The sequence below is a fragment of the Shewanella sp. YLB-07 genome (assembly GCF_009377275.1).
Genome location: NZ_VOQB01000003.1, coordinates 116,335 through 132,896 on the forward strand (window position 1 = coordinate 116,335; position 16,562 = coordinate 132,896).

The 16,562-nt window shown below is 44.9% G+C and carries 11 protein-coding genes; 5 read left to right on the plus strand and 6 right to left on the minus strand.

The window, feature by feature from the left end; all coding sequences use genetic code 11:
- Positions 1–15 precede the first annotated feature (15 nt).
- Together FS373_RS07305 and FS373_RS07310 are read left to right on the plus strand one after the other, a co-directional pair.
- Positions 16–1,755 carry a sigma-54 interaction domain-containing protein gene (locus tag FS373_RS07305; protein ID WP_227992583.1) on the plus strand — a complete coding sequence of 580 codons (1,740 nt, stop codon included), beginning with the start codon at positions 16–18 and terminating at the stop codon, positions 1,753–1,755.
- 746 nt (positions 1,756–2,501) lie between these two features.
- On the plus strand, positions 2,502–3,062 hold the full coding sequence (locus FS373_RS07310) for a CBS domain-containing protein (RefSeq protein WP_152829190.1): 561 nt from the start codon (positions 2,502–2,504) through the stop codon (positions 3,060–3,062).
- A 129-nt stretch (positions 3,063–3,191) separates the two neighbouring features.
- On the opposite strand, the gene FS373_RS07315 is transcribed toward FS373_RS07310, so the two are convergent.
- Both FS373_RS07315 and FS373_RS07320 read right to left on the minus strand, forming a co-directional pair.
- Positions 3,192–3,578, minus strand: a complete 387-nt coding sequence (locus tag FS373_RS07315) for a DoxX family protein (RefSeq protein WP_144045647.1) — start codon at positions 3,576–3,578, stop codon at positions 3,192–3,194.
- A 114-nt stretch (positions 3,579–3,692) separates the two neighbouring features.
- Entirely contained in the window at positions 3,693–4,115 is a 423-nt protein-coding gene (locus FS373_RS07320; RefSeq protein WP_144045646.1) for an organic hydroperoxide resistance protein, read from the minus strand.
- Between the two features lie 304 nt (positions 4,116–4,419).
- Between FS373_RS07320 and FS373_RS07325 the strand changes: the two genes are divergently transcribed.
- Together FS373_RS07325 and FS373_RS07330 are read left to right on the plus strand one after the other, a co-directional pair.
- Positions 4,420–4,890, plus strand: coding sequence for a hypothetical protein (locus FS373_RS07325; protein ID WP_144045645.1), 471 nt, complete (start codon positions 4,420–4,422; stop codon positions 4,888–4,890).
- A gap of 236 nt (positions 4,891–5,126) precedes the next feature.
- The gene (locus FS373_RS07330; protein ID WP_152829191.1) at positions 5,127–6,137 is read left to right on the plus strand and encodes a lipid A deacylase LpxR family protein; all 1,011 of its coding nucleotides are present in this window, start codon (positions 5,127–5,129) and stop codon (positions 6,135–6,137) included.
- Between the two features lie 108 nt (positions 6,138–6,245).
- Here the strand turns inward: FS373_RS07330 and FS373_RS07335 are convergent, their stop codons facing one another.
- The 4 genes from FS373_RS07335 to FS373_RS07350 are packed head-to-tail and all read right to left on the minus strand — an operon-like array spanning position 6,246 to position 13,913.
- The gene (locus FS373_RS07335; RefSeq protein WP_227992585.1) at positions 6,246–7,400 is read right to left on the minus strand and encodes a response regulator; all 1,155 of its coding nucleotides are present in this window, start codon (positions 7,398–7,400) and stop codon (positions 6,246–6,248) included.
- A gap of 28 nt (positions 7,401–7,428) precedes the next feature.
- A complete protein-coding gene (locus FS373_RS07340) occupies positions 7,429–8,349 on the minus strand; it encodes a diguanylate cyclase (RefSeq protein WP_144045642.1) in 921 nt (306 codons plus the stop codon).
- On the minus strand, positions 8,342–12,748 hold the full coding sequence (locus FS373_RS07345; protein ID WP_152829192.1) for a response regulator: 4,407 nt from the start codon (positions 12,746–12,748) through the stop codon (positions 8,342–8,344). The genes FS373_RS07340 and FS373_RS07345 overlap by 8 nt, the downstream gene beginning before the upstream one ends.
- Positions 12,749–12,761: 13 nt before the next feature.
- Positions 12,762–13,913, minus strand: a complete 1,152-nt coding sequence (locus tag FS373_RS07350; RefSeq protein ID WP_152829193.1) for an ABC transporter substrate-binding protein — start codon at positions 13,911–13,913, stop codon at positions 12,762–12,764.
- 488 nt (positions 13,914–14,401) lie between these two features.
- Here FS373_RS07350 and FS373_RS07355 point away from each other — a divergent pair, with 488 nt between their 5' ends.
- Complete coding sequence (locus FS373_RS07355) at positions 14,402–16,543, plus strand: LruC domain-containing protein (RefSeq protein WP_144045638.1); 2,142 nt, start codon at positions 14,402–14,404, stop codon at positions 16,541–16,543.
- The last annotated feature ends 19 nt before the right edge of the window (positions 16,544–16,562 follow it).

Genomic DNA, 16,562 nt, shown 5'->3' on the forward strand with positions numbered 1-16,562 from the left:
CATAAGATCACACAATTGAATACTGCATATACCTCTGAGCTGATGAAACTTCAGCCCACCATATTAGAATTCACCCAGAAGTTATCCGCCGTGTTGCAACTCGACGCGGAAGTGGTTGATGCCAATTTAGTGCGTATCGCAGGTACTGGGCCTTACAATAAATTCATAGGAAAGAAACTAAACACCAGTTCGAGAATTTTCAGATACATCATAGAAACCAAAAATAATAAGGTGGTCGTAAAAACTCGCACCGATCCTATATGTGAAGGCTGTACAACTCGGGACAGCTGTGAGGAAACCGCTTTTCTTGGTGTGCCAATCATACTCAATGAATCTTGTATCGGTGTGATCAGTTTAGTGGCATTTAATCAAAAATCACGGGAATTAATTAAGAATAATACTCAGTTATTTCTCGATTATATTCAGCATATTTCACAGATTTTTGTCATCAAGGTATCTGAATCTAAGAAGAGTAGCTCCGGGCTAGATGATGTTTTTTCCAGCTTAATAAACAATATGGATCAAGGGGTACTGGTTCTCGATGGCAGTAATCGGGTTTTACATGGCAACGCCCCAGCCTTAGCCAACCTGAATATCAGCCAAACGGAACTGACGAGTATCGAGATCAATATTCAGCCTTTGCTGGTGCATGACAATAAATTAAAAGGACCTGAGCAACATATTATTACCTTGGGAAAACGCCAGGAGCTAGTGGTAGGACAGTTTCATGTCATCAAGAGCCAGCAGCTGTTTTTAATGTCTTTTTATCAGCCCCACAACGCGATCTCCCAAGATGATACTTCGATGAATTTATTTAAAGATATCATAGGTGAATCCAGCCAAATGCTTCAGTTAAAAACCTTAATTTCCCGCGTAGCCAGGAGCCCATCGAGTATCTTGATCGATGGCGAGAGTGGCACGGGTAAAGAGGTCTTTGCTAAAGCTATTCACGCCCATAGTGATCGTAATAAACAAAGCTTTATTGCCATTAACTGTGCCGCCATCCCGGAGCAACTGCTTGAAAGTGAGCTGTTTGGCTATGTCAAAGGTGCCTTTACCGGTGCCCTGACGAAAGGTAGAGTCGGGTTAATTCAGGCGGCGAATAATGGCACCCTGTTCCTCGATGAGATCGGCGATATGTCAATGACACTTCAGTCTAAGCTGCTGCGCGTCCTGGAAGAGCGCGAGGTAATGCCCATAGGTTCTAACAGCCCAGTGCCGGTAAATATTCGTATTATTTCTGCGACCAATCGCAACTTCAAAGAGATGATAGCCCAGAATGACTTCCGTGAAGATCTCTACTATCGCCTCAATGTGATCCCTATGCATTTACCTGCATTGAGAGAGCGAAAAGGCGATATAGAACACTTAGTCTATCACTTCCTAGAGCGCCACTCTCACGCCATAGGCGCCTGCTATCCGGGGATCACAGAGACGGTGATTAACAGCCTGAATGCCTACCACTGGCCGGGAAATATTCGTGAACTGAGTAATCTTATCGAGTACCTGGTCAATATCGTGCCAGTTGGCGATCAGATCGATGTCGACCTGCTGCCCCCCTACTTTGATAATCAGGTCGAGGTTAGTGAGACCAAGACCAGAGTCACAGATGACTATCTAAATCTTGAAGAGATAGAGAAGATAAAAATAGAGGAGTGCATCTCCAGACTAGGTAACCGTAAGCTCGTGGCGAAGGAGCTAGGGATAGGGGTTGCCACTCTCTATCGCAAGATTAAGAAGTACCAACTGTCTTAAACTAAGCGTCTGGCTCGATTGAGGATTCGTGGATACTTGAGTAAACAAGAATAAAAAAACCTGCTAGTAAGCAGGTCTAATTAATCACAGGTGAAATAGGTGAAAAGCGCGTCGGGGGCTAGCTCATACTTACATTCTTACACACAGGGTTGTGCTATATCCCTCGCTAACCGCGCTGTAAGCCCAGAAACTAACACGGTTGCTACTCATAGACATGACATCAAAACTTACAAACCCAATCACTACCTATGATACGCTTTTCACTATTCAGTATAGTCAATATTTAGCCACTATTGCGTTTAAGAGACTAAAAATTTCAGTTATTGCGTAATGGGAACGTATTTCTACACTGGAGCCACTTCCCCTAATTTTCCTAGTTCCTTCAATATCCGCAGCAACGACTATGTCTCCCTATGAGTCTGGCCAATTAAAACTGAGCTACAACTGCATTTTAGCTATGCACTATTTTAGCCCCTCAAACGCTCAAACCCAAATAAGTTACAAAAATTAACATTAACCATCAATAAGTTACATAAATTAATTGTGATTAATGTGATTGACCCGCTTGCGTTATCTAACTTAACTTGGTAGGGCGCAAGCTTACTTCTGTAAACTCAGTGTTCGATGGCTCTTTCGCCTAACTGCTGATCATCTCGATAATCATGTAGCCATCCGCACGCATACAGAAGCCCCGGTCTCCCCTACAGACCTAAGCCTAAACCTTAGCAGTTTAAGGAATCATAAAAATGAGAAATTTAGAACTATTCAGTACCGCCTCAATCGATCATCTTCTCTGGTCATCAGATGAAGATATTACTAAGTTAAGCTCACCAGCCCTGTCTATCTTCACAGACTTCGATCACTCTCAGCCTATGGTCATCGACTCATCGACCCATGCACTCGAGGCTTTGGAAATCATGAATAAGACCCATGGTTTTATGCGCCTGGTTGTGAATAAGAACAATCACTTCTTAGGCGTCATCACCAAGCACAGACTGCTTCACAGAAAGATGGTCAAGCTAGCGAATAAGTTTGGCTCGAGTCTGGAAGAACTCTTAGTTACCGATATGATGATTCCAAGGGATAAGCTAATGGCTCTGGATTATGAGCAGATCACCACCGCCAATGTCAGTGATGTCGTCAGATCCTTACAGCAGAATGGTTTACACCATATTTTGGTGGTGGACCATCAGCAGCATCACATCAGAGGGCTGATCTCCGCCAATGATGTGGCACGAAAGCTCAGAGTTCCCATTGATATTGAGCAGCCACCTTCATTTATGCATATTTTCAAGACTGCAATCTAAAACTGATTGGTACTGGTACAGCTCCTGTAAAACCTGTACCAGTATCAATTGTTAGGCTGCTGAACTGGTGTCACATCTGCCGCATCAGCCAGTCTTAAAACAGTAAGCCACCAATGCTGGTTTACTGTTTTACTCAGCCTTCTCTTTCATTTTCGATGAGTGTCCGGCTAACACCAACAAACCAGCAAGAATACCTAAATTTTTGATGAAGTTTTGCATCTCATGGGCTCCCTCGATACCGGTATAGTTCCAGAAGTCATGTAAACTGAAATTGATTACAACCACGAGTGCAGCAAGCATGAGTGACACGGCTACAGTGTATCTATTGGCCATTAATGCCAGGGCGGCGAGTATCTCGAACGCCCCAGCTGTTGCCAATAACACAGGGATCATCACCATATTATGCTTAACCATCAGTGCCACATGCATATCCCAGCTAACAAACTTCATGATCCCGGGTAATAAGAAGTAGAGGGCTAACAATATTCTTCCACTGGTGATTAATGTTAGGTTCATAACTATTATCCTCTGATCTTAAAAGAACCAGACTCTGTTAATAGAGTCTGGTTCTTATTAGGAAGCTTTGCTTCGTTAATTAAGGTCTTTACTAAATAAACCGTTAAACAGCAGTTATATCAAGTGATCATTGACCGTCAGGGCCACATCGATATTACCTCTTACTGCATTTGAGTAAGGGCATACCTGATGTGCAGTCTTGACTAATTGCTCTGCCTGCTCTTGAGGTAGATCGAGTGTCACAGATAATGATGCAGTTAATCCAAAACCACCCTCTTCTCGTACACCAATCGTGACAGTCGCCGTAACGGGTGCCAGGCTTAATGTTAGTTTCTCTTCCCGTGCAACGTGTAAAATCGCATTGGAGAAACAAGCACTGTAACCGGCCGCAAACAGTTGCTCTGGGTTGGTAAATTCTCCGCTGCCCCCCATCTCTTTGGGGTAGCTAAGTGATAGACTTAACTTGCCATCATCTGTGGCCACATTGCCGTTACGACCAGCGCTCGCGGTTGCTTTAGTTTGATAGATTGCTTTCATAATTAGTCTCTCTTCCTGTATTAGTTCTCTGATATGAGTACTCTTGTTCAGTGCTTAGGTATTAGTACTCGGATTAAAATTTCAGCTCACACGCCAAATTAGATTGTGCGCAATTTAATTTAAGGCAACTCTATCAGCATTAAGCTAATCGCGCAACTAACTTGCGCGCAATTCAAATTATTATAAAGCTAATTCCCAAGTTAAAAGTAACGGAATGGTGTTTTATTAAGCGAATCGATTCAGCAATTGTTAAGTAAACTGACGCTAATATGCTCTGGTACTCGACTCATTACAGGAGGTAAATATGATCAAACCTATCTTAGGCTTCTTAGGGTTAGGCTTATTGGTGTTATCCGTAGGTATCTTTGCCGGTGAGATAGGCAGGGGGGACTGGACTCATCAGCAAGACTCTGGCAATGCTGCTGTAATAGCGACTTATGGTTATCAGAAGATGAAGGTATTAGACGCTGGTTCGGGTAAAGCTTCTGTCATTTTCACCAATGTTAACGACCGTGAATACTGCGCTGGCCAAGACGCCCTGTTTAACCCCATTAATGCCAATATAAATATTGAATTAGAGATAGATAGTCAACTGACAACCATAGCACTCCCCGCCTTAATTGGTTGTGATGATGGCGAGTCTTTCGCCCAGATAAAAGACACGGAAAGCATGCAGTTGATCGCTATGATGTACGATGCGAAAAGGGTACTTTTTCATCAACAAAGCTACTCATTAAACGGGTTTGAAAGAGCAGTGAAAAAGGTCATAGACTAAATTCTTGTAATCAAAATCGCGGCTAATGCAGACAAGATAAACATTGGCTAATACAAAACGTCACATTTATTTTATTGTGATATGCGACTGGCTTTGTTTATGCTTTTCTCTAACCATGCTCAAACCTGCCTCACTCACATTTGAAGTGAGCGCAAACTTTGCTTGGCAATAACGAGTTTCTTGTCTTTCAAGGAGAAGATTGACGAGTGAAATTCCCTCTAAGCTAGGAGTAAAATTTGTCCCATCTATTTTCTCGCTCCAATGTATTCGCTTCTGGTTTAGCAGCTAGTCTAGTATTGGGTATTCCAGCCGCACATGCAGGCCAATGGCATCTCCAACTCGATAATGACATCATTTTTGGCGATGATGGTAACTATACCAATGCCATCATCCTGGGCTGGGAAAGCGATACAGAGGCTGATTTGTCTTTTGCTCCGATGCTGGCTCAATGGCTTGGTTCACTCACCTTCTCACAAACCGATGCTGAGCACGCTTGGGGCTGGAAGGTCACCCAACAGATGTGGACACCAGGCATGATCGAAGTCGATGCACCACAAGCTGAAGATAGGCCTTATGCTGGCTATCTGGCATTTGAAGGTCATACGGCAAGCTATTCAGCTAGATTAGCGCAAAAAAACTGGCTCTCATTAGGAGTCGTTGGTCCAGCATCGGCCAATGAGCAAGTTCAATCCTTTGTGCATAAGGTCACGGGTTCCTCCGCTCCTCAAGGATGGCAATACCAAGTCGAAAATCAACTGACGCTCCAAGTCGCCTACGAAATTGACAGTTTGTTCATGCGTGGAGCGGCATTTAATAATGACTTTCTCGGAGAGACCCAATGGGATATTGCAGGCTTTAGTCATACACAATTAGGTAACTTTAGAAGCCAAACAGACTTAGGCTTAACCTTGAGATGGGGAAACGAACTGGCAAGTTCATTCGGTCGACTGAGTCAACATGCTGGCCAGTATGGCAATCTGTCCGCCACGGCACAAAGCAGCAGCTTCATGGTCTATAGCCGCGCTTATCTAGGTTATCGCTTCAACGATCTCACCCTCGATGGTTCTCTCCCCTATGATTCACAAGTCGAGCTAGAAAGCAGACAAGCAGGCATCAATACCGGCATTATCTGGGCCCATCCAGGCTGGTCTATTGCCTGGACGTTCAATACCTACACCAAGGAATATCAGAGCGACACAGACAAGTGGCATGGCTATGGTTCTTTAGTGGTCAGTTGGAACTTGTAATAGAAGAGTCTACAAACGTTAGAGAGTGATGATGAACAGTCTCGATTGTAGACATGTTAGCCTTAGAGAGTATTCAATAAGGCTAACAACTGAAATAGAGAAAGTAAGTTAAGATAGATCGCCTTTTGAAGGCTCGTTGAGTGTATTAAAGAAGTCATACAAGCTTTCGAGAATTGCGCCAAGCTCACTGCTCACCACTTGTGTCTGACCCTGAGTCTCCTGCAGTTGCAAGGAGGTCTGGTCTGCCAAGGCCATCAACTTTTTCTCCTGATCTTCCTCTAATCCCAGGCCAAACAACATGCCTTCTAACTCGGACACCATGCCATGCATGATGCCTTGAGAGTTTTTATCGTGTTCAAAAAGCCGAATCGTAGTTCTTTTTATCTGCTCTTCCGCCACCGAGATGACTTGAGTAAAGATCTGTTGGCGCTGCTCTAGCATCACATTACGGGTCTTGATGTTAGCCAGTTGTGCATCTGCGATATCCATCAATACCGCTAAATGGTCTCTAAAACGACCACAGCGCTTCTCATCGTCTAAGGGCATATCTTTGATCAGCAGGACGATGTGAGGGTCTCGAATTACGGTGCGGATCCCGACACTTAAAATCCGCTCATGATGGACTACGAACCGAGACAAGACTTCGGCCTCTATACTCTCTTCATCACAGCCAATGTACGCTACAGAACCTGTATCGACTCGAGCCACCGCGTTCATACCAAACCTAGAGAGAATATTGATCATGGCACGGCCCACATCCTCGGCATTCTTGATCGATTGAACATCTTTAATAAATTGCACCACTTGCCCTAGCTCACTGTTGACAGTCATCGCCTCCATGGCAATGCTCACGGCCTCGGTCTCACTCGCCTTAGCTGCGCCCATATTCTGACGCTGCTCTAAACAATTGGCCAACTTAGCAAATAAGATCTCAGGCTCGACAGGCTTAACAATGTAATCATCGGCGCCGGCTTCATATCCGGCAAGACGCTCTTCATATGAGTCCAAACCAGATACAAAAATAATAGGCAAGCACTCGGATTGGTACTGCTTCCTTAAATGGACACAGACCTCATACCCCGAAATCCCAGGCATGTCGACATCGAGTAAAATGAGGTCAGGCAGAGACTTAGCCACCTCAATGAGGCACATTTCACCGGAAGCCACTTCGGACACTGAGTAATCACCTTCAAGCATAGCGCTGAGCATCAAGCGACAATCAGCAGTATCATCTACTATCAGTATATTTACATTTTCGCTCATGATTAATCCCATCGAATAAATGAATGAATCAGACTATTTTTTTGTCTAAATAAGGCTCAGAAATCGCATCTTCTGCGGCAACCACCCGATTACGTCCCAGCTCTTTAGCCCGGTAGACAGCGGCATCAGCACGGGTAAGTAGTTCGACAAATGTTTGCTCATGTTTCATTAACTGAGCGACGCCAAAACTCGCAGTCACAGTTATCCCCATCGGCTCTAGCGCTTCAATTTCAGCTCTTAATATTTCAGCCTTCTCGACAGCAGAATGGAGGGAGCAATGTTCCAGTAACACCACAAATTCCTCGCCACCGAAACGTGCCACTACATCTTCTTTTCGGTTACCTGTCTTGAGTATTTCCGCTATAGCCTTGAGTACCTGATCGCCAGCATGATGGCCGAATTGATCATTGATGTGCTTGAAAAAATCGATATCTATCATAAGCAGTGATAGCGGATTACCATGTCGATCGACATGGGCCAATTTATTCGCCGCGGATTCGATTAAAAAGTGACGGTTATACAGTTGAGTCAGTTGGTCATGGAGCGCCATGTTACGAAGTTCATCACTTTGATACTTAAGCTTTATCTGGGTAGACACCCTAGCCGTCACAATCGCAGGACGTATAGGTTTAGCGATGTAATCCACCGCACCGAGCCGCAAGCCAAACTCCTCATCTTCATCTGAGTCTCGACCCGTGACAAAAATAATCGGAATATTTTTGGTATTTGGGTTTTCTTTAAGTTGACGGCAAACTTCATAGCCATCCATCTCAGGCATGATCACATCGAGTAAAATCAGATCAGGAAAGGGGGGATTTTGGGCGAGCTCGAGACAACGTTGGCCATTCATGGCGATTTTCAATCGATACTGATGCTTTAAGCATCCGGCCAACAGCTGAATGTTGGTTCGAGTATCATCGACCAATAGAATCGTTGCTTTTTCAGCCATTGGCAATCCCCTTAGATGGACTCGAATCAGTATCAACAAGATAGATGGAGAGCTCACTCAAACATACACAGGCTTGCTCATGTTCAAAATCGGCCAAAAGTTGCAGTAAAAGATCAAACTTCTGCTGCAGTTCGGCTCGTTCACTGGCTCTTTTTAGATGACCATAATCCTCTACATCTATGTAACTGCCTTCACTGAGTTTTACTGAGATATCCGCTAAGCTTTCTGAAATCAACTGTTTACTGGCACGGGTTAGCGTAACCTCTTCTTCCGGAGACTTTTCATGCAGGTTGAGCACTGAAATTAATTCTTCATATCGGATCTGTAACGCGGGGATCTCGGCTCGTATTTTATCCAGCTCTTGCTCTTTTGCCGCTTTCTCTATCGTCGCTGCACAAGCTTGAAGTTTACTGCCACTAAGATTTGCTGCGACACCTTTTATAGTATGGGAAATTTGACGTAATTGATCAACATCCCCTATTTCACTGGCCTCCAACAGGGACTCGATACGCTTAGGCATATCCTCTACAAACAGATTCACTATGGCATTTAACAGGGATTCTTTGCCCATTGAACGCTTTAATAGCGCCTCTTTATCCCATATTGCCTTATCGACCTCAACACTGACTTGGTCGGTTTTAACGCCAGTTATTGCGCTGACTGCAGAATCCGATGCCTTAGCAGACACATGCACATCAAAGCCATCTAGATTGAGATCCACTTCATCAGACTCAGCCAGAGGAATCCAATGTATGAGTTTATCGAGCAGCTTATCTGGATCTATCGGCTTTGGCAGATAATCATTCATCCCTGAATCTATGCACTTCTCTCTATCTCCCATCATGGCATTCGCTGTCATGGCAACTATGATAATGTCTTTATTCCCTTCTCCCGCATTGCCGGTGCGGATCTCACTAGTGGCTTGATATCCATCCATCTCAGGCATTAGGCAATCCATCAAGACCAGATCGAAAGGGGAACCGACTACATTTTTCAGTTTATTCAATGCTTGCAAACCATTTTCAGCGACGACCACATCTAAGTTAAAATCTTCTAAAATCCCCATGGCCACTAATTGATTAACGTAGTTATCCTCAACTAAGAGAATACGGGTGTCATGAGACCATCTCGGTATCTTGGGCTCGTTCGCTTGATGATGTAACGCCTGAAGATAATGATGAGTCACCAAAGGCCGAGCATTTTGAAGTGCCTCACCGCCATCGGCGACGACGTTGAGTGCATCTAAAATATCTGAGGTGGTGGTAGGTTTAGGGAAGTAGCCACTGAACCCAAGTTTCGCGAAGAAACTGGCATCCCCCATCTGAGACATAGAGGTCATCATTACCAGCTTGATTTGAGCAAATCTAAGATCGGCTTTTAATTTCTGTCCAAGCTCGGCTCCGTCCATTGCTGCCATCTGCATGTCTAAGAAGGCGACATCAAACTTAGGACTGCCAGGCTCTTTATCCCTTTGAGAGCATATATCCAAGGCGTCCTGGCCGCTGCAGGCCTCAACCACAGTCGCTCCCCATAGCTCAAGTTGCTCCCGGATCACCTCACGGTTAGTCGCATTGTCATCGACCACCAACAAGCTTAGCTGACTAATATCGACCTTAGGGATCACTAAAGTCGACCTGTTACTCCTGCCAAGCAAGACCTTAAATTCAAAACAACTGCCTACGCCATAAACGCTGCTCACTGAAACATCCCCGCCCATCAGGCGCGATATCTTCTGTACTATGGCGAGTCCCAATCCAGTACCGCCATACTTTCTGGTGGTTGATGCGTCGACCTGGCTAAATGATTTAAACAAACTGTCAATTTTATCCGCGGGAATCCCTATCCCCGTATCGGACACGGAGCAAGTTAACCACCATTGCCCCTCATTGGCAGGGGTTAGCTCGGCTCTCACCACCACCTCACCTTGCTGAGTAAACTTGATCGCATTACCGGTTAAGTTAGTGATCGCCTGACGCAGCCTACCAGGGTCTCCGGTAACCATAGATTGTTCGACCCCTTTAAGATCTAAAATCAGCTCTAGGTTTTTATTTTGAGCCTGATGGGCAATGCCTTCGGCAAAATCACCCAGCATTCCCCTCAGGTTGAAATCTATCTGTTCCAGCTCTAACTTGCCGGCATCGATTTTGGAATAATCTAATATGTCGTTAATCAGCGAAAGCAAAGATTGTGCACTGGACTGAGCTATGTTGACACGGCGGTTTTGATACTCGGTCAACTTAGAGTTAGATAGCAGACCCAACATGCCGATGACGCCATTCATGGGGGTACGTATCTCATGGCTCATGCTGGCTAGAAACTCACTCTTAGCCTTAGTGGCTAGCTCTGCCTGCTCTTTCGCCTGCAACAGGGCATTTTGATTTTCAGTTCGCTCGGTAATATCCCTAAAGCTCCAGACTCGACCAAAATACTCACCATCGATTTCCATGGGAGAGGATGCACGCTCGAAGACTCGACCATCGATAAACTCAATGGTATCGAATGCCTCTAACTCTCTATCCAGATAGACTTCCTCGACACGTTTAATGAAAATATCAGGATTTTTCAACTGACTCATGATCTGCTTTAATATGACTCTATCGTTAACCCCTTTGTCGAGTAACTCTTTAGCGACTCCCCAGAGATGTGAAAACTGACTATTAGTCCTTAATATCTCGCCATCACTACTGGTCACCAAGATACCATTACCGGTCGACTCCAGTGTGGCATTCATCAGGGTCAACGCCTCTTTAACCTCTAACTCATTACGCTTTCTCTCGGTAATATCGGCTCGAATGGCGATGTAGCTCTTAGGTTGATTTCGCGCATCTTTGAGCGCCATGATGGTGGTATCAACCCAGTAGATCTCACCTCGCTTATTGCGATTACAGATCTCGCCATGCCACACCTTGCCCTTAGTCACGGTCCTATACATCTCAGAGAAAAATTCCACAGAATGAAAACCTGAATTAAGGATACGATGATTCTGGCCAACTAATTCGTTGACTTTGTAACCACTGATCTCGGCAAATTTATCATTGGCGTAGGTGATGGTGCCTTTCAAATCTGTCACAGCAACAATCGCATGCTGATCTAAGGCAAACTTCTGCTCTTCCAGAGAATCCAGCGCCTCCATGACCAGGCTATTAGCCTCTATAAGTGCCTCTTCATTACGCGCTTTTGCTTCAAGCATATGGTTAAAAGCACTGGCTAGCAGGCCAATTTCATTCTTGCCTTTAACATCCACCCGAGTCAGATCTTCTCCAGCGGCGACTTTCCGACTGGCTTCGGCAAGCTTAATAATCGGTCGAGTGATCTTGCGAGCAATAAATACCGAGGCAAGTAACACGCCCATCGCCGTTAGCAGCACGAATAAGAGGGTGATTTTTTTCAACCAGTTGCTGGCTTGTAACGTCTCTTCGCTATCTATCTCACTGATCAATAACCATTCTATGTTGGCAAGATGAACCGTGTGGTAAAGCCCAATCACCTCTTTGCCGGAAGGTCCGATATACTCATAAGCTATGCTCCTTTTGCCATCTGTGCCAGCATTAGCCCCTCTCCCCTGCCAGGCGATAAAAGGACGAGTATTAATTTTTCTTTGCAAGACCTGCTCCCAATTATCTTTTATTGGCGTCCTGAGAATACCGTCTTGACCAATAATGTAATGAGTTAAAGAGCTAGAGTCTGATATGGTCGAGTGCAGCATATTCAATATTTTATCGAACTTTAATTCGATAACATAGACCCCGATAGGAGCGCCAAATTCATCGAGAACGGGGGCAGAAATAAAGCCTGTGATTTGACCTTGGCTCAATGGGCTCCTCTCCAAGCCAGAAAAGTTAGCCTTACCAGAGTCCATGGTCACTTTTAAACTTTGAGTAAACTGCGAGGCCACTAAATTGGCCGAGAAGACATTTTTGCCTTTCGCATCATTACTCACCACGGAATAAAGAATGTCACCATCGAGATCAATCAAGAATATATCGCTGATATAGTCATATTGACGACTTAATACGATAAGGTCGTTTTGCAGGCCATCGACTCGCTTGGTCCAATCGTAACTCGTCACATATTCATCAGCTTTTTTACCACTGGATAGCTTCCCCTCAGAGAGTGAATTCAAAATAAGCCCGGCATTGATAGATTCGGCTTCGACGTTGAGGTCTACCATGCGATAATTAAACCAGCTCTCAATGGACTGTACACTCAGCAGCGAAGACTGAGTTAACTCCTCTTCAGCTGCATCGACCAGACTCTGCTTGGCCTGCTGATAACTGAACCAGGCAACAATTGTCAGAGGCAGTAAGGATAAGATCAAGAACCAGATAGTCAGGTTGAAGCTTAAAGAGCTTAGCTTGTCTACCTCTTTCATCGGTGCTTGTGTGAACTCATGTTTCATTGGCTCTCTCACTTTAGCGGTTCAATTGGGCCTGGCTCACTCCGATTAAGTCATTGCGACTAAAACCTTCATCTGCAAACTTGTCGATATCGATAACATTTTTGATGATGCCTCCCTCAACCGCCAGATCCATAATCAATTTAAGACCCGGTTTATCCACATTCAGGTTTTGATAATTAATCACTCTCAAGTCGGGATCAAGGCTCGCGATAATGGCTTCACGGGTATGGGCCGGAATATGCTTACGCACTAATTTGACGATTTCCTCTAATGCTTCTCCTCCTTGAGCACGAGCAACCTCAATATCCTCTCCCGCCTTATGAATATAATCCATCACTTCATGGACCGCCTGACGCTTATATTTAATCGCAGCATCAGTTGCCAAAGCAATACATTCCACATGCCCATGCTCCCAAGGTATCACATCTTTTGAATACCAGGCCACATGCCCAAATCCCCCCGTCTCAACCACATCAGCCCAGGGTAAGGACTGTTCGAAAGCCGCCGCTTGGGCTCTATTACTCTTACTCTTAATAAAGCTTGGGGATTTAGGTGGCGCGACGGCAATCGCCAGTACGTGGGTGCCTGAATTGGGCGTTAAACTCATGGTGAGCCCATGCTCTTTTAGATAGCGATATAGCACAACGGTATGGGTCGCCAGCAGATGAGGCATACCGATTTCGGTTGCGCGGCCTGTCGACTCAAATACTTGCTTCAATGCCTTGGCAACCTTGTCATCGGGCTTTCTTTCATGCCTCACAGCGGGAAGCTTGACCTGCTCATTTAGCAGGTCGTTAATTGCCAATGCGTTTCCATCCCTGTGCATCAAGCCTATCCACCTGAAATGCGGTTTTTCGCTAAACATATCCATCGCTAATGGGCTCATCACATAGGCCATGTCGACCTCACCGGATTGGAAATACGCCCGTAATAGATCCCAGTTTTTCATCTGCTCTATCTGATAATCGGCGTACTTCATCTCTTCGCGATAGCGCTCATAGGCCACGATCGATGCATAATGATCTGCAAGAGGAATATACAATGCCTTGATCACTTTTTTATCGGCGGCATGAGCACTAGCTGATACAGCCAAGACAAAAAATAGTGTGATAACAAACGCTAAATAGGTGATGAATCGGTGTGGCGAACGAACACTAGCCGACATGTGTCTCTCCCTGACCTGTGATAATAAGCAACTACATAGTAGTACTCACAGAGCTTAGTAGAGCATCGTCAGCTTTTCACTAAGGAAGAGGAAAAAACACTAATGAAGCTTAAGGTAAGTCCTTACATTAAGTAAGGTAATACTTATTTGTGCACTTGCTTGGGAACTCACTTATGAATAAGTTATGGATGAATACGAGTTGGCTGAAATATATGGAGAGCATGCACCGTCAACGTCGAGTTAACTAACAAGCACTATCGATAATAATAAGCATGGGACGGCCGCCGGCTTCATTTTCCAGCATGTAATGACGACTCTTCATAGAAGTTACATTTCCCCTCTGAAGGCCACTTTTTAAGTGGTGCAATTTGAATCGCAAATTGCGAGCTGAAATGACAAAAAACACAAATGCCATAAAAATCAAATTATTACAAAATGGCACATCTCATGCAGTTCATAGTAAAATCCGTTTCATATAGGGACTAACTATGAAATATCTCTCTCCTCTCATTCTCTTTACTATCTTATCTACCTTTGCCAATGATGGCATTGCAGCTGAGTTTGAGTCATGTCCGACTCAGGCATTCATCATACAAACGCCTTCTTCTGTTCCCATTGCATACGGTGTCGAATTGGCAACGGGTAGCTATGTGATACTTTCAGACGACATGAATCGCCTTGCTTCCTATAACGGTGTGGGATTTAATTATCACGATAACTATATCTATGGCTGGGACTATGAAGCCAGCACCTTAGGTAAAACCGGTGATGACTATGTGATCACCCCACTCACCATTATTAAAGATGCCGACGCATCTGCTGCGGGAAACTTCTTTGTCGGTGACATCGCCATCAATGAAAATGCCTGGTATGGATATAGAAAAAATAAGGGTCTATTTAAAATCCCCTTAGATGACCCAAACAACTATCCAATGACACTCGTTGCCGGAAGTACAGCTAACGCGACCTATAACATCACCGACTTTGCCTTCCATCCAAGCGATGGATATATCTACGCCGTCACTAATGGCTATAATGCCAGCCTGCTTCGCATCGACCCGTTTGACGCCTCCGCCACAAACCTGGGGGTGGTGGTCGTCTCAACGGGTTCAAAATTCACCTTTGGCGCGCAGTTCTTCGACCCCGACGGTGTGCTTTACCTGAGCAATAATAGTAACGGTAAGATCTATCGCCTCAATGTTAATGAGTCAAATCCCATTGCCGATATATTTGCTTACGGCCCTTCATCATCGAGTAATGACGGTGCCCGGTGCGCCTTGGCTGAAGTGCCTGTTGGTGAGAATGTTGACTTTGGTGATGCGCCTGATAGCTATGGGACATATATGGCTTCCAATGGTGCCAGACACTCCATCATAGATGATTTTTATTTAGGTGCCAGTGTCGACGGTGAAGCTAGTGGTTACCCTACTCCTTTGTCAGATGATGATAGTGACGGCATGGATGATGAAGATGGCATTAGCTTCCCTACTGGTTTTGAAGTAGGTGAATCCGCTGTCATTCTTGCCACCGCAACGGGCAGTGGCGGTTTTCTCAACGCTTGGTTTGACTGGAATCGAGATGGTATTTTTGACAGTGACGAGCAGGCTATCACAGGCCACGCCCTTTCCCCCGGCAGTAACAATGTCAATTTAGATGTGCCTACATGGGGAAAAACCGGTCAAACATGGGCTAGATTTCGCTTCAGTAGCCTGGCCGACATTGGCCCTACCGGGGGAGCCGGAGATGGGGAGGTCGAAGACTATCAAATCAGCACAACTGAAACCGGCGTGACCATTAACTACTATCCATCATCTTCAACTTTCACCTCAATAGTTTTTGAAGATCTCTACCCAACCCGAGAAGATTACGACATGAATGATGTCATTTTCCATTTAAGGCTCATTGAATATGTCAAATATGGTCAAGTCAGACGAGTAGAGTTTGTAGCTAAACTCGCAGCAGCAGGCGCTTTTTATCACAACGGATTTGCCATTCAATTACCGGGTATCGCGATGAGTAACATCAAGGAAAATACCATTGAATGGAGTATTGACGGTGTTGCACAGAGTGCTTCGCCGCTGGAAAGCGGTCAAACTTATGGCGTACTTATACTTGCCCAAGACCTTTGGGATTACATTACTCTCACTACTGGGTGCGAGTTTCTTCGTTCAGAATCGGGCTGCGGAACTAGCTACCGCACCACTTGGAATATGACTATCCCCTTTGTGAATGCAGTGCCAGAATCCCAGATGCCAGACTTTCCCTATGACCCTTTTATCTTTGCAACCCCAGAAAGTGATCATGGACAAGCAGCAAAGGAACCCACTGGTGAGCATCCCGGACGAAAACTTGAGATCCATCTGAAAAATAAAGCACCTACAGATAAATTCGATACGGCCTATTTTGGCTTCAGAGAAGACAGATCCGTTCCAAATCAAGGGCTCTATTTTCTTAATGAAAATGGTATGGGTTGGGCATTAGAGGTGCCTACCAGCTGGAAACACCCACTAGAAAGGCTACGTTTAGATGCGTGCTATCCAGAGTTTATCGATTTCGCAGCAGATAACAGCGGCAATACTAATCCCTCTTGGTATCTTACCCCTATTTCGGCACTCGTTTTTCAGGACTAACGTTAACTTGACCTGAACA